General features: G+C 31.7%; 12 protein-coding genes and 2 tRNA genes. 7 read left to right on the plus strand and 7 right to left on the minus strand.

Features of this window, described 5'->3' with window-relative positions; genetic code table 11:
* Window positions 1–316: 316 nt before the first annotated feature.
* On the plus strand, window positions 317–1,984 hold the full coding sequence (locus tag OA93_RS15700) for a DUF6138 family protein (RefSeq protein ID WP_052259471.1): 1,668 nt from the start codon (window positions 317–319) through the stop codon (window positions 1,982–1,984).
* 206 nt (window positions 1,985–2,190) lie between these two features.
* On the opposite strand, the gene OA93_RS15705 is transcribed toward OA93_RS15700, so the two are convergent.
* The 3 genes from OA93_RS15705 to OA93_RS15715 all read right to left on the minus strand — a co-directional run bounded on the left by OA93_RS15705 (window position 2,191) and on the right by OA93_RS15715 (window position 2,927).
* Window positions 2,191–2,445, minus strand: a complete 255-nt coding sequence (locus OA93_RS15705; protein ID WP_039114345.1) for a GIY-YIG nuclease family protein — start codon at window positions 2,443–2,445, stop codon at window positions 2,191–2,193.
* 105 nt (window positions 2,446–2,550) lie between these two features.
* Window positions 2,551–2,817 carry a GIY-YIG nuclease family protein gene (locus OA93_RS15710; protein WP_346425749.1) on the minus strand — a complete coding sequence of 89 codons (267 nt, stop codon included), beginning with the start codon at window positions 2,815–2,817 and terminating at the stop codon, window positions 2,551–2,553.
* Window positions 2,818–2,854: 37 nt separating this feature from the next.
* Window positions 2,855–2,927 (minus strand) — tRNA-Met (locus OA93_RS15715).
* Between the two features lie 459 nt (window positions 2,928–3,386).
* On the opposite strand from OA93_RS15715, the gene OA93_RS15720 reads away from it, so the two are divergent.
* From OA93_RS15720 to OA93_RS15750, 6 genes are all read left to right on the plus strand, one after another.
* A complete protein-coding gene (locus OA93_RS15720) occupies window positions 3,387–3,815 on the plus strand; it encodes a DUF5713 family protein (RefSeq protein ID WP_240474739.1) in 429 nt (142 codons plus the stop codon).
* 189 nt (window positions 3,816–4,004) lie between these two features.
* A complete protein-coding gene (locus OA93_RS15725) occupies window positions 4,005–4,448 on the plus strand; it encodes a hypothetical protein (RefSeq protein WP_039114347.1) in 444 nt (147 codons plus the stop codon).
* A gap of 971 nt (window positions 4,449–5,419) precedes the next feature.
* Window positions 5,420–6,808: a serine hydrolase gene (locus OA93_RS15735; RefSeq protein WP_039114349.1), complete on the plus strand. Its 1,389-nt coding sequence runs from the start codon at window positions 5,420–5,422 to the stop codon at window positions 6,806–6,808.
* Between the two features lie 618 nt (window positions 6,809–7,426).
* A complete protein-coding gene (locus OA93_RS15740; protein ID WP_039114350.1) occupies window positions 7,427–8,143 on the plus strand; it encodes a hypothetical protein in 717 nt (238 codons plus the stop codon).
* Between the two features lie 163 nt (window positions 8,144–8,306).
* Window positions 8,307–9,740, plus strand: coding sequence for a hypothetical protein (locus tag OA93_RS15745; RefSeq protein WP_039114351.1), 1,434 nt, complete (start codon window positions 8,307–8,309; stop codon window positions 9,738–9,740).
* Window positions 9,741–9,908: 168 nt separating this feature from the next.
* Window positions 9,909–10,616 (plus strand): DUF2071 domain-containing protein, encoded by a 708-nt coding sequence (locus OA93_RS15750; RefSeq protein WP_039114352.1) that lies wholly within the window; start codon window positions 9,909–9,911, stop codon window positions 10,614–10,616.
* A gap of 132 nt (window positions 10,617–10,748) precedes the next feature.
* Here OA93_RS15750 and OA93_RS15755 read toward each other — a convergent pair.
* From OA93_RS15755 to OA93_RS15770, 4 genes are all read right to left on the minus strand, one after another.
* Window positions 10,749–10,821, minus strand: a tRNA-Met gene (locus OA93_RS15755).
* 219 nt (window positions 10,822–11,040) lie between these two features.
* Window positions 11,041–12,669, minus strand: a complete 1,629-nt coding sequence (locus OA93_RS24175; protein ID WP_052259472.1) for a glycosyl hydrolase family 18 protein — start codon at window positions 12,667–12,669, stop codon at window positions 11,041–11,043.
* A gap of 175 nt (window positions 12,670–12,844) precedes the next feature.
* Complete coding sequence (locus OA93_RS15765) at window positions 12,845–14,788, minus strand: beta-1,3-glucanase family protein (protein ID WP_039114354.1); 1,944 nt, start codon at window positions 14,786–14,788, stop codon at window positions 12,845–12,847.
* 263 nt (window positions 14,789–15,051) lie between these two features.
* Complete coding sequence (locus OA93_RS15770; RefSeq protein WP_240474740.1) at window positions 15,052–18,381, minus strand: family 16 glycosylhydrolase; 3,330 nt, start codon at window positions 18,379–18,381, stop codon at window positions 15,052–15,054.
* Between the last annotated feature and the right edge of the window lie 292 nt (window positions 18,382–18,673).

Consider the following 18,673-nt stretch of genomic DNA (forward strand, 5'->3'; position numbering starts at 1 on the left):
AAAACACAATAAAAGATTCCATTGCAAGAAGTGCTATTGAAATTGCATCTCTAGCTCTCCGAAGTATACATGTCTCCTGACTTCACACGTACAATCTTTATCAAGTAAATAAAAAAAGATGGTAACAGCGGTTTAGCAATATTAGAGTTTTAGGCTTAATTTAAAGTTAATCGTGCCTTTTAAGATTTGTGTTTAACGAAAAAAAAAACTTAATTTAGTCCCAAGCCTGCTGTAGTCCCAGAACATTAGGTATTAACACAACATCGCTAGATCAAAACAAAACTCGACAAAAAACAGAAACTCTACAAAAACAGAAATGAATACAATCGAAAAAATGATTATCGACAATATGATGAAAGGTATTGTCGAAGTAACAAAAAATGACTTAAAAAATCATATCGGAGAAACCGCATATTCTGAATGTGAAATTCAGGAAGGCTATCACGATTATCTCAAAATTCAATTCAAAGGACAGAAGATAGGACTGTTTATATACGATTTCGATTGGGACAAAACTCCTTACTTTAAACTCGAAATTTCAGAACCCATCGATAATCTGTCGAAAGAGAATCTTATTGACAATGTAATTCCTATTCTGAAACAACAAATTTCTGATTTCTTTTCTGACAAAGCCAATCAGCCAATGTTTAGGTATTGTATTAAGGTAATTTTGGAATTTGAATATAAAAACGGTTCATACAAGGAAACATTTTTCATCGAAAATGAAGAACGAAAATTAGAGCTTCAGAAACGGATGAACAATTATATCACAAAAGTTATTTACAATCTCGATAGAAAAGTTAAGGATGCAAGAGAAATAACTGTGTTTTCGGGCAACCTAGTAAATTTTAATTTGATGGGTTTTTCACCAATGAAGCTTATTGAAATAATAGAACATTGTTTAAATCACACTTTCAAAGACATTAAAAACAGAAAATCAAGCGAAGATTTCGAACGAAGTATTTTACATATGCTCAACAACTGGGTAAAAGACGAATTTAAACCATTGCATTTCGATATTTCGGGAGATTTCTCTGAAAAAAATACAATCAAAAATGATTTTAAAAAAGAAAATGTAAACGCCAAACAACTTTCACTTTGGGTATACACTTCCTTTTTGAGGATTAAATTTAAAGATTACGCTTCAGACGCGCTGAAAGATTTAGAAATAGCAAGCAAGGATTTCGGTTCTGAAACTGCAAAAAAATATCTTAATTTCGGCACAGGACTATTTGCCCAAGAAGATATTCATTATAAAGACAAAAATATAGAATGTAAAGCCAATGATGTTTTTTCTACAATTTCTGTTACTATCAAAAACGAAACTTCGGAATGCTACCAAAAGGCTTTAGATTTTATAATCAATCTACTTCAAAAAGGGTTTCCCAACAGTTACTCTATTAAATTTTCTTCAAAATCTGAAAAACAATTTTTACCAATTAAAGGAATTGCAAAATCTTCTACCAACAGATTTTTTACCAATTGTTTGCAATATTCCGAACTACACGATAAAATCGAGCAATATGCATTGGTTGCTATAAAAGAATTTGAATGGTATAATGACGTAGAAGAAGGCGAAAAAAGTTGTCTCCCTGGAAGTTATGCTGTATTTGGTTTGGGATTGACTTCTGAAAAATATTTCCCATTAGTTCATAAGTATTTTGAAATATTGGACGATGAACATCAAATGGTTCATAAATACTTTATTAATAACCTAATTGACAAATATGAAGTTACTAAAAAATCAATCGTTCTGATTTGTGAAGGCATCCTCTCTGCACAGTTTGAAATGACTTATAAAAACCTTGCAACATTGATGAATAAAGAACAAAATTTAGAACTTTTAATTAACGAGTTGGAAAAACTCGAAAGTTATGAGGTTGAAGAGATTATTTATTCTATTTGGGGAAGAAATTATACAAAAACAATCCCAAAACTTGATTCACAATTAAAAGAATTGTTGCTTGAGCAACTCAAGAAATAGCTACTACAGCAAACATCGGTTTGGTAATATGGTGTCTGAAGTACTTCTATAAAGTATTTGTACAAGGCTCAAAAACAGGAATTCTATTAAACTTCAAGATACTTTACTGCATAAAACAAAGCTTCAGATTTATCTGAAGCTTTGTTTTAGTAGCGGGAACAGGACTCGAACCTGTGTCCGCCACGGCGGATATGAGCCCAACGGAGTTATAATTTAGAAATTAGATTTTTAATAAACTCCCTTCCAATTCCGGATTTTAGATATTTTTCTCTTTTCATAGCTTTGGATTTAGAACTAAAAAATTCAACATGAATTACTTCCCAAGGCCTGAATTTTATAGTATATCCTTTTGTTTCAATAAAATTGTGGGATTTAAATCTTTCAATTAAATTAGAAGTATAACCAGTATAATTTTTATTAAACTTTTCTGAATATAAAATATAAACAACAAATTCCTCCATGATAAAAAGCATAAAAAAAGCTTCAGATAAATCTGAAGCTTTGTCTTAGTAGCGGGAACAGGACTCGAACCTGTGTCCGCCGCGGCGGATATAAGCCCAACGGAGTTATAATTTAGAAATTAGATTTTTAATAAACTCCCTTCCAATTCCGGATTTTAGATATTTTTCTCTTTTCATAGCTTCGGATTTAGAACTAAAAAATTCAACATGAATTACTTCCCAAGGTCTGAATTTTAAAGTATATCCTTTTGTTTCAAGAAAATTGTGGGATTTAAATCTTTCAATTAAATTAGAAGTATAACCAGTATAATTTTTATTAAACTTTTCTGAATATAAAATATAAACAACAAATTCCTCCATGATAAAAAGCATAAAAAAAGCTTCAGATAAATCTGAAGCTTTGTCTTAGTAGCGGGAACAGGACTCGAACCTGTGACCTTCGGGTTATGAGCCCGACGAGCTGCCTACTGCTCTATCCCGCGTTGTTTCGGGTGCAAAGATACGTAGTCTTTACGGTTATACAATGAAAAAAATGAATTATACCCGATAACGCTGATTTGCAACCTTATGCACAAACGTTTATCTCATCCTAGAATAAGTTTACTTATTAAATTTCAAGATACTTTACTACATAAAAAAAGTTTCAAATAAATCTGAAGCTTTTTTTAGTACGGGAAGCATTCAAATATCTAACCAGATTATCTTAGATTATTCCAGTATTTTAGCATGTACATCTTAATTATTTTTTGCTTTTTGTTTGCATGACCACACATATAAGTGCCAAAAAGCATCAATCAAATTAAAAGTCTATTTGATAGTTTGTAGTGAAAAAAAATGAAAATAAATAATGTGCGAAATTTATCATACATAGCTACTTAAATTTGGATAACTCTGTGTAGTTTTGTCACACACATAAATAAGTTAGTACTAATTTTATAAAAATGAAAAGACATATTATTGTAATAATTTCTCTGATTTTGTTTTCCTGTAATGGTCAGCAATTGAAAAATCAAAACGCAATTGTAAACCAAGAAAATTTAAAAAATGAGAAAATGAAAAATTATGCTTATTTAAAAGATATGTATGCTGATTCATATTTTCCAAAATTTCTCGTTGACAAAGTGAAAACAATTCTTATTGAACTATGCATTGATATTGAAAAAACATCGCCGAAAAATCTTGACGAACTTTATAAGTTAACACATACAGCGACTATAAAAATAAATGATTTACAAAACGAATTCTTTGAGCAAAACAGCGATATTGAAACTGGTGCTAGAGAATCGATTGGGGCAGACTTTGACTTTATAGCTAAAGCATATGGATTCAATGCTGATGGAGAAGAACTGATTGCTCCCAGAGAATGGTAAAAAACGCTAACAGCTACAACTACGGATTTAGGTAATTAGCATACTGGAAAGTTGGTTTTGTATTTGGGATAATTTACTTCGCTTGTTCGATATCGCTCATGTGGTAAATCTGAGAATTGGGATTAATTTAGTACCCCCTTTGTAGCAAGGGAACGTTATAGGCAAGTTTTAACACGAACTATTTTTAAAATGAACATTATAATTAATAAAACACATTTGTTTTTCTTTTCGACAATTCTTCTGATTCTTGCTTTCGCATTTTATAAACCGAAAGGAACTTTTGACGTAAATATTGGAGATACTTATTACATAATTCAGAATTCTCACTTAGGAATTCTATTGTCACTTATATATTTTATCCTTGGAATAATTTATTTCTTTTTACATAAAAGAGGAATACAATTGAGTAGCTGGATTGTTTATATGCATTCAATTATTTCAATTGGAGGATTAATTTTGGTTTGGTTTTTATTAAAAAAAATCAGCTATTCACCTCAAACATTTGAAGAAATAATAAAATCCATAAAAGTAAATATGTATTTGTCATACACTTGCTTTGGCGCAATTATGAGTATGATTTTGATTCAGATAATTTTTATGGTTAATGTAGTGTTTAAAATTTTGAAAAACTAAACCAGTCAGTAACAACTATTACAACGAATTTGAGCAATAGGCATAATGGCAAGTTAATTTGGTATTTGGTAAATCCCAGAATAGGACTAAATTTACTATCAAATCCTCAGTAGTACTGAGACGTTATGTGTCATGCTTTCACGACCACTTGCCTGACAAAAATAATTATTAAAAAATGGATGAATACTTAACAAAATATAGTGACATATTCTCAAATTTCATAAAACAAAACCCAGAATATTTTTATCTGTCTATTTCTGCTATTTCACTTTTATTTTTTATAGGGAGTATTAGAAAATGGGATTGGATTATAAATAAAAATGGAAATTATTATGAAAGAGGAATGTTCTTTTGGATAAATATTTTTGGTGAAAAATTAGTCAGACTTTATATTACAATACTATCAGCAACTGTAACTATAATATGTTTGATTATATTTTTTTATTATAAATCATTTTGAATACCCGATAGCACGGATTTGCAATTCGTGCCTCAAACGTTTGTCTCGTCCTAAAATAAGTTTACATATTTATTTTACCCTACTCCCCGAAGAGTTCTCATGGAAAGCTGTGCGAATGTCTCCTGACTTCGCTCAGGATGACAGACGAAAAAATTACTGCATAAAAAAAAGCTCCAGATTTCTCTGAAGCTTTTTTAGTACGGCAAGCATTCAAATATCTAACCAGATTATCTTAGATTATTACTGTATTTTAGCATGCGTATCTTAATTTATTTCAGCTTGTTGTTTGTTTTACCACTCATATAAATGCCAAAAAGCATCACTCAAATTAAAAAGCCTTTTGAAAATTGTAGTGAAAAAAAAATATATATTTGAAAATAAATATAGTGTGAAATTTATCACACATATCTAGCAAATTTGGGGACTTTGTGTGGTTTTGTCACACATATAAATAAGTTGGTGGCAATTTTGCGAAACATCTCAACTACATTAATTAACAAGAAATAAAAAAATGAAATTAACAATTACAATCGGACTTCTTTTAATTGCACATCTTGCATTTGGACAAGACAGAATTCAAAAAATTGACAGTTTACTCAATTCTCTTTATTCAAAAGAGAAAATCAATGGGAATTTTCTAATTGCAGAAAAAGGAAAAGTTATTTATAGTCGTAGTTTTGGACTTGCAAACGAAACAACAAAAGATAAATTAAACGAAAATTCGATTTTTGAATTGGCATCTTGTTCAAAGCAGTTCACAGCTATGGGGATAATGATACTTAAAGAAAAAGGGAAGTTGAATTTGGACGATGACATCAAAAAATACTTACCCGAACTTTCTTTTTATAAAGGCATAACTGTAAGAAACTTATTAAATCATACTGGAGGTCTACCAGACTATATGCAGCTTATGGATAGTTTATTTGACAAATCTAAAATTGCCACTAACAAAGACATAATTAATATATTTAGTAAGCATCAACCAAAAATAGTATTTGAGCCAAATACTAAATGGGAATATAGCAACACGGGCTATGCACTATTGGCATCAATAATTGAGAAAGCATCGGGTTTGACATACGCTGACTATCTAAAAACAGCTATTTTCCAGCCGTTGAAAATGAAAAATACCTTTGTTAACAATCGTAGATTATCGCCAAAGAAAATTGACAATTATGCTTTTGGTTATGTTTACTCAGATAGTTTGAAAAAATATGTTTTACCAGACGAATTGAAAGAAACTAAAATTGTTATTTGGCTTGATGGTGTTGTTGGAGATGGCTCAGTTAATTCAACTGTAAAGGATTTATTGATTTGGGATAGAGCATTATATACCAATAAATTACTCACAAAAGAGGGAATGGAATCAATTTTTGAATTAGCAACTTTGAAAGACGGAGCTAAAAGGAATTATGGTTTTGGTTGGGGAATTGAAGAAAATGCTGATTTTGGAAAAATTGCAAACCATGATGGGGGTTGGCCAGGTTATGTAACTTTTATCGATAGACATATTACAAATGATAAAACAATAATAATACTTCAAAATCACAACAACGTTTCAATTCCTTCTAAAGCAATTAGAAAAATTCTATATAATAAACCATTGCCTGTGCAAAAAATCAGAAAAGAAATTAGTATTACTACTGAAGAACTTCAAAAGTTTGTTGGAACTTATGCAGTTGAAAAAGATTTTGAAATCAAAATTTCATTAGATAAAGACCAACTTTTTTCACAATTGACAGGACAAAAGGTGTTCCCGATATTTGTAGAAAGTGAAATGTTATTTTTCTACAAAGTAGTAGATGCACAAATTCAGTTTGAAAAGAGCGATAAAGGAGAAATTTCAAATTTGTTTTTATTACAGAATGGAAAGAAGATAGAAGCAAAACGGACGAAATAAAACTGTCCTGTTCTTCGAAGAGTTCTTATTAAACGCTGTGCGAATGTCTCCTGACTTCGCACCCACAATCTAAAGTAATTAAGCAAGAGTTGCTTTCTACGAATTTCTTGCGTAATTACCTTTGCGTTCCTTCGACTTCGCTCAGGATGACAGACGAAAAAATTACTGCATAAAAAAAAACTCCAGATTTCTCTGAAGCTTTGTCTTTGTAGCCCTAACGAGACAATTCTCGAACCATTTTGTGGATGACTTAAAAAAATAAATATTATTTTATATTGATTTCCATGTTTAAATTTGATCTTAGTCATTTATAATATTGAATCAGTGGAATAAAAGTCTGTTTATTTAGTTCTTATTTTATTCTCAGAAAGTAGAATTAAATTAGAATTTAAACAAGAATTAGCTTGACATAAATTTTATACCTATTGAAATTGCACTCATATATGTACTAAAGGATTCAACAAATATAAGTTCGTTTGAATATTGTTAAGTAAATATCCTATTTTTGAAAACAAATAAACACTGACATTTGTCAGACATAGCACCCCACTTTAGGGTAGATAAGTCGAATTTTATCAGACATATACACAAGTTGGCAGAAATTTTAAAAAACACATCATGTCATTAAATATTACAGGAATTTTAATAGATTATCTTCCAGATTCAAAAGTGAATTACGATTCAAAAGATTTTGAAGTATCATTGATTAATCAACTTTCTCCAAAAAATCTTTCAATAACATTTATTAAAAATTCAACATTGATTTTACTTGACAAAATTTTCTTTGAAAATGTTAATGAAGAAAAAGAGTTGACAAGTTTAGAAAAAGACATTTCGGAAATTTTTCCAAAGAGTAATGTTTGGATTTTTGTGCTAAATGATATAATTGACTTTTTTGGTTTTAGTAGAATAGAAAATGGAATTAAAATTCGTTCAAAATTTATAGGACAGGGACGCCCTTTCCTTGACTATGGAGATTTGCATATTGTTGAACAAAAAATTTATGATGAGTATAGTGAAATTCTTTTTTCAGACGAATATATAAAATCAATATTTGACGAAAAATTTGAGAAACTTGATGAGATTGAGGTAAAAAAGCAATTTTTAGTTTTTAGAGATAAAATTTTAAATAAGAAAAACATACAAAATAATTTTGCTTATTTAAGTGGTAATATGGAATCGTATTATATTGAAAATCTTTTTGAAAAAATAATTGAAATAAAGTTGCTTGACCTATTAGAAATTAAATTTGTAATCTTTAAAAAATCTAAATTCAATTTTAATAAAGAATCATTAAAGAATTATATTTTAACGGCAAAGTCCCAAATCTTATAAAAAAACTACTGCCAACAGATGCTACAACGGATTTGGGCAATAGGCTTAATGGAAAGATGGTTTTGTATTTGGGATGATTTGTCAAATTCGAAGAAAGGGCTTAATTTAGTCCCAAACCCGCTGTAGTCCCAAGACGTTGGCAGACATTTTAACCTAAAAAATCGTGAAAAGAATAATATTAAGTATTTTACTGTTCAATTTCATTAATTGCAACTCTCAAATAACAAAAGAATTAGAAAATTTTATTAAACCTTTTGAGGATTATAAAACTTTCAATGCAATGGGTTGGAAAAATGATTCAATTTCAAAATTGTTAAATAAAAAAGCAACTGAAGAAGAATTAGTTTATCTTTCATTAAATGGTAAAAACACTTTTATAAAAGGAATTTCAATTGAAACATTAATAAATAGCAAAAGTAAAAAAGTATTTGATGTTTATGATAATTTGATTGATTCAAAAGACACGTTAGTTTATTCAACTGAATGTTTATCAAGCAATGAAAGTTTCCCGAATTTTATGTTTCAAAGCTTGACTTTTAATCGAAACTATTCAAAAGATGAAATAACTTCAAACAAAGAAATATTAGTTCATAAAATATTAAATAAAAATCCAATAAATGTAAAATTGTTGGAAAGCATAAATTATTGGATTCCGCAAAATGAAGAATTCTATGAACCAATAAGAAAAATTGTATCAGAAAATAAGTCTTCTGCCCTATTAGTTACTATAGCAAAATATAAAAAAGAAAATGATATAGAATTAATTAAAAGCTTCGGAATAGATGCTTTACCAGCAATTGAAGAATTTCCAAACAAACAATTCAGAGAAATATTAGAAAACAATATAAAATTTGACGATTTTCAATATATGTTTGCTTTAGCAAAATCCTGTACTCCAGAAACTGTTAAAACAGTTGAAAAAGCTGTTCAACTCAAAATTGAAGATTTGAAGAATAATGATTGTGGAAATTACTGTTTAAGTACAATTTACAATCAAATTGAAATGAATAAATGTGAATTATTTTATCCAACTTTAGAGAAATTATGGCTTACAAATAAAATAATCTCATACAATATTCTGGATAATTATAAAAAAAAACATTCAAAAATAGAAACAAAAAATTTCCTTTTCAATGGTTTAATGCTAAAAGGAAAAGCAGAAATTATTCATAAAAATATTTACGATGATAGTGATTTCGTAGAAAATATGGAAAGTGGTTTGACTTGGAATAAAGAAGGTAAATTAATTCATATCTTAAACGAGTTAAAAAAAATATCTAACGCAGAATATTTAAAAGCTTTAGAAAACAACATAATCGAAAGCGAGGATTTAGGTTTGCCAAATTTTGTTGAAGAATTAAACGACAATAAAAGTTTATTGATAGTTAAAAATTCATTCATTGATAAACTCAAAATAAATAAAATTGCTTATGGTTTGTTATCAATAATGGAAGCAATTAAATTATTAAACGATAAAGAAACTTTTAATAAAGGTTTTGAAGTTATAAAAACCAGAAAAGAGGAATTTAAAAAATTTCCTGGTTGGGAAAAAGACTTGAAAGATTTTGTAAATGAGAACAACTTAACATTAGAATAAAAAACGTATGGCAACACACGCTACAAGCAATTTAGACAATTGGCTTAATGGAAGTCAGTTTTGTATTAGGGATTATTTGGCAAATCCAAAAACATAAATCTTAATTTAATCCCAAACCCGCTGTAGTGCCAAGACGTTATAGCCAATGGTACAAAAACCGAAACAACAATGATAATCCCGACAATACACGGATATATGGACAGAAGAATTTTAATCAACTTCACAGCTGACCCAAAATCGGTGGAGAAAATTATTCCGTTTCCTTTTAGACCAAAACTATACAAAGACAAAGCTATCGTTGGAATTTGCTTAATCAGACTGAAAAACATAAAACCAAAAGGATTTCCTGACTTTGTTGGTGTAAACTCTGAAAATGGCGCTCACAGAATTGCGGTGGAATGGGATGAAAATGGTGAGACAAAATCAGGAGTTTATATTCCACGCAGAGACACTTCATTAAAATTAAACACACTTGTTGGTGGACGAGTATTTCCAGGCAAACACTATTACGCGAAATTTAATGTAGCTGAAAAAAACGGAAATTATCATATTGCCTTTAAGAGTTCAGACAACACCGAAATATTAATTGATGCCACGGAAACAAAAGTATTTAGCGATAATTCAATTTTTGAAACATTAAATAATGCTTCAGACTTTTTTGAAAATGGTGACCTTGGATATTCACTAAACAAAGATAAATTTGACGGACTAAGATTGAAAGCATACAATTGGGAAGTTCGACCTCTTAACGTTCAAAATGTAAAATCAAGCTTTTTTGAAAACGAAGATATTTTTCCAAAAGGTTCGGTGACTTTTGACAACGCATTGCTTATGACAAATATTGAACACGAATGGAAAAGTGAAACGGATAAATAACCACTGGCTATAACAGCAACTACAACGGATTTTGTTCTCTACTTGCACGAGCGTCCCGTTCGTGAACAAAACATGGACAAACATATCAAAACGAAAAAAAGCTCCAGATTTCTCTGAAGCTTTTTGTCTTAGTAGCGGGAACAGGACTCGAACCTGTGACCTTCGGGTTATGAGCCCGACGAGCTGCCTACTGCTCTATCCCGCGTTGTTTCGGGTGCAAAGATACGTAGTCTTTACGGTTATACAATGGAAAAAATGAATTATTTTTAAATAAAATTAAGTACTAAACTAAGTACACTACTTAATTTACTGTAAGTCAATAAACTTAGGGGTTTAATCTCAAAAAAAAGAAGTTCAGTTTATAAAACTAAAGCCTGATTCTATGTAGAATCAGGCTTTTTAATTGTGAGGAATAGTCAAAATGCTATTTTTTTATAAAACGTTTTACAGTTTTTGTACCATCTTTATCTAAAACAATCAGATATACTCCTGCTTTTAAACTTGAAACATCAAGACTGTTATTAATAATCTTTTGTCCTAAAATTGCAGCTCCAGTTTGAGAATCTACAATACTAACATTAATACCTGTAACATCTGTTGTAAAGAAAAGCGTATTCTCTACTGGACTAGGATATACTATTAAAGAATCTGTTTCTTCTATTTCCGAATTTAAAGAAGCTACTTTTGCAGTTGATCCTGTTTTAGTGATTTTAACCCAATTAATATTTACTCCACTATTCTGAATGTAGATTCCAAAATTATAAGTACCTGCATTTACATTTACCGTTTGAGATACAGTTTGCCAATTTTGCCAACCTCCCGTATTTGGAATGTTAACAGCACCTAACTGAATTGTACCTGCATTTAAATCCGAAGATATTCTGGCACCATTTACAGCACTTGCAACTCTATATTCAATTACGTATGAACCTGATGTTGGGAAGTTAATGTTAGAATATGCCATCCAATCTCCTGTATCGGCATACCCCACATTTAATCCTCCCCCTGTATCTGTTGTAGCTTCTGTTTGAACTCCACTCATCGATGAGTAATTTTCTGCTTGAATTAAAACAGAACCTACTGGTGGTTGCCCTGCATTTACTACTTGATCAATAGCTGTTAACAATGATTTTGAACCAACAGCGTCTTGAGATAATTCCCAAATCATAACTCCACCCGCATTTTGAATCGCAAATGTCGTTTTTTGCTTAATTGTTGGAATTCCGTTATAGTAAATTGTGCTGGCAACTTGATCCGTATTTTCTGCACCAGGATACGTATTTACAATATTAGCGTATGAGATTCCCTGATTTGCAGAACTTCCAAAACCGTATCCGTAAAACGGAAGACCAATTATAGCTTTGCTTGCTGGTAATCCTCTGCCTGTCCAATAATTAAACTGGTTAACCGCCATGCTGTATGGAGAATGTTGCCCCGGACTTCCCGGAGCCCAAGGACCAGTAGCATCATAAGCCATAATATTAATCCAGTCAAAAGCGGCAAAGGTAGATGATGGTACATTTGCGCCTCCATATCCTTCAGAGAGTGCTGCTGTAATTAGCTTACCATTTGCATGTAATTTGGCTGCAAGAGCAATTACAAATCCTCCATAATCTGCATTAATCGCTGGACCTTCTAAATCCATATCGACACCATCAAAATTATGAGCAACTACATAATCATATATTTTTTGAATAAATGCAGTCCTATTAGCGCTCTTTATCAGATTAAAATAATTGTCGCGAATTGCACCACCTTCAGATACAGAACCTCCACCTAGGGATACAAAAACTTTCACATTTTGGGCATGTGCTGCTTGTATAATTGTATTACTTCCTGAATTAAAAGATAAATATCCATTGGCATCTGGATTTTCGAATGCAATGTTAATGTGGGTTAATTTACTGTATTGAACGCTACTTGAAAATGCATTAAGGTCAATCCAGTTAGGGATGTAAGCTATTACTTTTTTCTGGGCAATTGACAAATTGAAAACTCCCAACATCAAAATGATTATACATCTTGATCGTATTGTTTTGTAATTGTTTTTCATAGGGCTTGTTTTTAAAATTAGTAGGATTTGAAATAAATTAATTTATATAGTAGGTTACATAAATTTACACTAAAAATTAACCATATAAGTGATGCAAGTTCATTTAAGCTTACGCTGATTTATAACTCTAATACTTACTTATATCACTTATAAGGTTAAAATAATTTCTCTGAAACTATTTTTTTATAAAACGTTTGACAATTTTTTTACCATCTTTCTCAAAGATAATCAAATAAATTCCTGATTTTAAATGCGAAACATTTATACTATTATCTGTTGATTTTTGTCCAGAAACTGCAGTACCTGTTTGAGAATCAATAATACTAACATCTCCTCCTGCTAGATCTGTTGTATAAAAAAGTGTATTCTCTACTGGGCTTGGATAAATAATTAACGAACTCGGTTCTTCGATTTTTGTGTCTATTGAAGCTACTCTTGCTGTTGCTCCTGTTTTAGTTATTTTAATCCAATTAATGTTTACGCCTGAATTCTGAATGTAGATTCCAAAATTATAAGTACCAGCATTTACATTTACTGTTTGAGATACGGTTTGCCAATTCTGCCAACCTCCCGTATTTGGAATGTTAACACTTCCTAAGGGAATCGTTCCTGCATTTAAATCCGAAGATATTTTTGCACCATTTACAGCACTTGCAACTCTGTATTCTATTAAATATGCTCCAGTCATTGGAAAATTAATATTATTATAAGCCATCCAATCTCCAGTATCAGTATATCCAACATTCGAACCTCCATTGGTATCTGTTGTAGCTTCTACTTGAATCCCGCTCATGGATGAATAATTTTCGGCTTGAATTAAAGTTGAAGATGACGTTGTAGGTGTTGATCCTCCATATCCTCCAAAAACAGCAATTACTTTAGTAGGTTGAGTAGTATGAAGTGACGGAGATTGATCAGCAACATCATCATAAGCAAATCCGTAAGCCAGATTATCAACACTTATACCTGGCAAATGCCAAAATTTAGAATAATGATTAGTTGGGTTAACTTGGTAGAATTTTGATGCATCATACCAATTTTGTTGTCCAGGATTTGGAGTAGTCACATTTACTACATGTCTGTTAATTGCTGCTGTTAATTGTGCCTGAATTACAAGATCCAAATCACCATCAACCAGTCTTCTGTCTAATACACCTTTGCCTTCAAGTGCTTCTTGAGTTGATGGTCGATATTGTACTCTTCCTGTACGTCCTACAAAACCTCCAGATTGCCCAACCATTTCTAGTTGTTCGCCTATTACTCTGCCTTTAAAAACACCTGCGTCTCCTGCATAAAATATTAAATCTTCTGTTTTATATTTAGTCCAGATGGCATCAATATAGGGTTTTAAATAATTAGCTTGAGCGCCAACGGTAGTCCCTCCTGTTCCATCTGCGAAAGCGGGAGTTTTGGATGGTGCTGTAATTTCGCCAGTTGCATCATTAACACAACCCTGAAATTGTGATGGCACATTGGCTTTGAATGCTGCAACTATGTCGGCATGCTTTTTTAACTCCCCTACTCTTTTTTGGTATCCATTGGCTCCAAATAATTCAAGTCCCATTGGGTATTTATACGAATCTACTCTAGATGGATTACCAAAAAATCCATATTGATTATTAGTAAGTTCTATAATTTCGTATAAAATACCTTGATTAGGATCTGTTACGTTTAACGGATTTGGCGATGTATATCCAGATGGTGCTCCATTGGCTCCAAAAAAGTAAAAATACAACTGCTGTCCTTTGGCTATAAAAACCCTGCAACCTGCAATTTGAGGCAACGTAAATGTTTTATTCGGAATTTCACTCAATTTGGTAAAACAATTAGCGTATTTTGAGTTTTGTCCCGGTCCTGTATTTCCTCCAATAGTAGGTCCTGTAACGGTATTGTATGATGAACTCATTGGTAATACCTGACTTGTTTTTGCATTTACCCAAACGTGGTTGCCTGTTGTATAATCAATACCTACAATTGCTACGTACAATTCATTGTCATTAAATGTAGATGTGTTGTTTATTGTAAACGGTATCGGCCCTTGTCCGTACATAAAATTCGATAGCAGCATAAATAATACTACTGCGATAAAAGGGATTTTTTTAAATTTAAAGTTCCTCATGTTTAAAGTTTTTTTGGGGTTAGTAATAGTATATATTCAAAAGTTAGTAGGCGTGAATACAATATCATTAAGTTAAGAAAACAGCTGTAATGTTTTGCCGAATAAATCTCTCGCAAAGACGCAAAGTCGCAAAGTTTAGGCTTGATTTTTTTTGCGACTTGACGTCTTTTCGAGAAAAATTATAGTTCAAAAGCTTAACTTAATGACATTGAATTAAATGTTGGTTATAATTATTTAAGCTTATTACAACCAACAAGTTTTAATTATTCTTTAATGATTTTTTTAGTCCAGGATTTTTGATCTGATGTAAAGTTTAGAATATAAATCCCTTTAGAAAGTCTGCTTATATCAATAACGCTTTCATTTGCTTTAGCATCAACCTTATTCTGTAACACAGGATTACCAGATAAATCATAAACGGTAATCATTTTATTATCTAATTTTCCAGATGATGAAACTTGGATATAACTACTAGCAGGATTTGGATATATATTTAAACCTGTAGTTTCTTCTTCGGGAATTTCATTTGTTACTGTAGCCGACATTCTTGCTGTCGAAGCTGATCCATAAGCTTCTATCTCAAACAATGAATAACCATAAGGAGTCAACGCTTTGGATGTACATAAAATTCGGATGTATCTTCCTGTTCCGCTTACGACTAAATCATCTGTACCTCCATCACTAGCAGTTTGTGTGTTTACAGTTTCATTTTCGGTAAAAGCATTATCCGCAGAAATTTGTACTTTATATTGTGTTGCGTAGGCAGCTTCCCATTTAAGAACAACACGATTAATGTTGTAATTATTTTGTAGATCTACATAAACCCATTCGCTTGTATTTGCAAAACTACTTGACCATCTTGTACCCGCATCTCCATCTGTCGCTTTCGCAGAAGAAAAAGTTGCATTTTCTTCGCTTGAAGCTAAAGTTGGTTTAGCCAAAGCCAAATTAACATCGTTATTTGGAACATCTGTTGTAACCAAATTTACACTTCGGATATTATCAAAATAATAGGTGTTTCCAGAGCTCGTTCCTGGTTCGAATAAAAACACAAAGCGATTTACCTCATTATCTAATGTAGATGCATCTGGCGCACTTGCATATGTAAAAACTAGCGTGTGCCAAGTATTGGTTTGTTTTACAACTGCCTGATATACACTATGTCTTCCTACAGGAAAATTAGATGGGATTGATGCACTACTTTCTGCTTGCCAAGAAATAACAGATCCTACTGGTGCAGAAGTGTAAACATCTATTGCAAATTTTTTAGTTCCTTTTTTAAAATCTCCAATATTGTTTAAAGTTGTAGTAAACGAAAAGTTATCATATAACTCAGTTGATTTTCTAACATATTTACCAACTGATGATGACGTATTTATTCCGCTTGCACTAGGATTAACCGTATTTGGAGTATAGGTTCCGATGGCATCTCTAAAAGTAATATTATGTATTGTTTGATAATCTTCATAAACTACTCCTGCCGTAAAAGTATCTGGTAGTTTAGTAGAACCAATTCTTATATTATCAAAATAATACGTGTCGCTTGTATAAGAACCTGAATTAACCAAGATTACCATTTGGTTTATAGCCAAGTTTGAAGTTCCTTCATCGGGGCTTGAATTATAATAAAAGGTAAGTGTTTCCCATTGATTCTGTTTAGTAGTCATTGCCACATAACTACTGTTTCTTCCAGTTGGAAAATTTGCAGGAAGCGATGTTAAACTATTTTCCAGATTCAAACTAACAACTGTTCCAATTGGTGCTGATGTGTAAACATCAATCATTATTTTATTCGTCTGGTTCTTTAATAAACCTGCATCTTCGATACTATTTTGTGTATTAAAAAACAACACGTCATATTGTTCGGTTACATTACGAACATACTTTGCCACATTTGCAGAAGCATTAACCGAATTTGCACCAGGATTAGCAACTACAGAATATGTTCCTGTCGTAGTCCCTTTTATAATCTTATTGATACCGTCATAATTTTGTAAAATATCGGTTGCAATAATTGGTTTTTCGGGTGCGGCTTTTGTGAGTAAATTATCAAAATAATATGTCGCTCCAGAATTAGAGTTGGACTCAAATAAGAATACTACATTATTAATAGACAAAGCACTTGTATTGGCATCTATTACTTTTTCAAATTCAAATTCTATCGTTTCCCATTTATTTTGTACAGTTGTAGTAGCTTTATAACCACTATGTCTTCCTGAAGGATAATTAATAGCTGTTGTTACCAAACTATTTTCTAATTGCATTGATATTTTTGTCCCTACTGGTGCAGAGGTATAAATATCAAATGAAAGTCTTTTTCTGCCATACACATAATCATTGGCATTGGTAATTGTTATGTTTTTTATATTTAATACATCATATATCTCTGAAGCATTACGAACATATTTCCCAACAAGTGCAGATGTGTTTACGCCTGTAGCCGACGGATTTGCAACTGCCTCGGTTAAAACTCCTGTTTTATTTAGATAAACTATATTTCTGTTAGACTGAAAATCTTCATGTATTTTCTCAACAGGCAAAGGCGGTTCTGTAGTTACAGCTATTTTATATGTTTTATTATCGCATCCATTTACTGTTGCCAATACCGAAACATCTCCTCCTGTTGCTCCCCAATTTACATTAATTGCATTGGTTCCTTGTCCTGAAGTTATTGTTGCCCCAGATGGAACTGTCCAATTATAATTTGCTCCCGCAATAGCGTTTACAGAATATGTTTTGTTGGTTGCATTGGCATATACTTTTGCAGCTCCAATTACACCATTGGCAAAACTCCCGTCATAAACTCGTACATAATCTACTAATAGTTTTGCAGGAAAATCAGCTGGATTAGGTGCTACTCCTGCTCCATTTACACTTGTATAAGGCGTTCCTAAACTCCCGACTGCTAAGTTTAAAATGATATAAAATTTATTGTCATTAAATGGCCATCCACCATTTACAGTAGTATTAGGACTTGCTGCATGAAATAAATTCCCATCTATAAACCATTTTATACTATTTGGTCCCCACTCTACAGCATAAACGTGAAAGTCTGTAGATAAATCCGTTGGAGATGCATAACTTCTACCCGTATAATGATATCCGCCTGCATCGTAATGTAATGTTCCATCTACCGATTTTGGACTTTTATGTTTGGCTTCCATAATGTCTATTTCACCTGTAAAAGGCCATGTTCCAGTTGCTCCCTCTGGCAACATCCAGAAAGCTGGCCATGCACCCACGCCCGAAGATAGTTTCATACGCGCTTCAATTCTTCCATATTTTAAAGAATATTTCCCTTCTGTAGTGAGCTTTGCAGAGGTATATGGCTGATCAGGAAATTGTGAGTTTGGCTCATATTTAGCTTCGATATTTAAGTAACTATTTGTACCCTCTTTTACTATCGTTGCCTGGTTTGGATTATATCTTTGTGCTTCGGCATTACCAAAACCACAAAGTGATGGACAACCGTTACCAGTAATACTTTGCCATTTACTACCATCGATTGTAGTACCATTAAACTCATCTGCCCAAACGAGTGTATTACATTGAGAATGTAATTTAATAAAAGGTGACATTACTAAGAATGCCATCAGAATAAGCTTTTTTAAAAATTGTAGGTTGTTCTTCGGTGGTTGGCCGAAAAAAAAGTTTTTTTGTTTCATAGTTTTTTGTTTTTTGGGGTTAAAAATTGTCAAACTCAAAAAAGAACTATCTGTAAAAAATAGATTCTTTTTTTATTAATAACTCACAATATTAACAAACAAACTGCTATAAACTCACATTCATAAGTACGGTTTGACTACGGTGCTAAAAAAACAAACACTACAAAAACTTATCAATACAGTAAAATAAATGAGGTTTTCTTGGGGATTAAACCGTTCA

This window comes from Flavobacterium sp. KMS, assembly GCF_000813005.1.
GTDB lineage: Bacteria > Bacteroidota > Bacteroidia > Flavobacteriales > Flavobacteriaceae > Flavobacterium.

What these genes read in the sequence shown, in the direction of transcription:
- OA93_RS15700 (WP_052259471.1), top strand. Translation starts at nt 317, where the DNA reads ATGAATACAATCGAAAAAATGATTATCGACAATATGATGAAAGGTATT.
- OA93_RS15705 (WP_039114345.1), bottom strand. Translation starts at nt 2,445, where the DNA reads ATGGAGGAATTTGTTGTTTATATTTTATATTCAGAAAAGTTTAATAAA.
- OA93_RS15710 (WP_346425749.1), bottom strand. Translation starts at nt 2,817, where the DNA reads ATGCTTTTTATCATGGAGGAATTTGTTGTTTATATTTTATATTCAGAA.
- OA93_RS15720 (WP_240474739.1), top strand. Translation starts at nt 3,387, where the DNA reads ATGAAAAGACATATTATTGTAATAATTTCTCTGATTTTGTTTTCCTGT.
- OA93_RS15725 (WP_039114347.1), top strand. Translation starts at nt 4,005, where the DNA reads ATGAACATTATAATTAATAAAACACATTTGTTTTTCTTTTCGACAATT.
- OA93_RS15735 (WP_039114349.1), top strand. Translation starts at nt 5,420, where the DNA reads ATGAAATTAACAATTACAATCGGACTTCTTTTAATTGCACATCTTGCA.
- OA93_RS15740 (WP_039114350.1), top strand. Translation starts at nt 7,427, where the DNA reads ATGTCATTAAATATTACAGGAATTTTAATAGATTATCTTCCAGATTCA.
- OA93_RS15750 (WP_039114352.1), top strand. Translation starts at nt 9,909, where the DNA reads ATGATAATCCCGACAATACACGGATATATGGACAGAAGAATTTTAATC.
- OA93_RS24175 (WP_052259472.1), bottom strand. Translation starts at nt 12,669, where the DNA reads ATGAAAAACAATTACAAAACAATACGATCAAGATGTATAATCATTTTG.
- OA93_RS15765 (WP_039114354.1), bottom strand. Translation starts at nt 14,788, where the DNA reads ATGAGGAACTTTAAATTTAAAAAAATCCCTTTTATCGCAGTAGTATTA.
- OA93_RS15770 (WP_240474740.1), bottom strand. Translation starts at nt 18,381, where the DNA reads ATGGCATTCTTAGTAATGTCACCTTTTATTAAATTACATTCTCAATGT.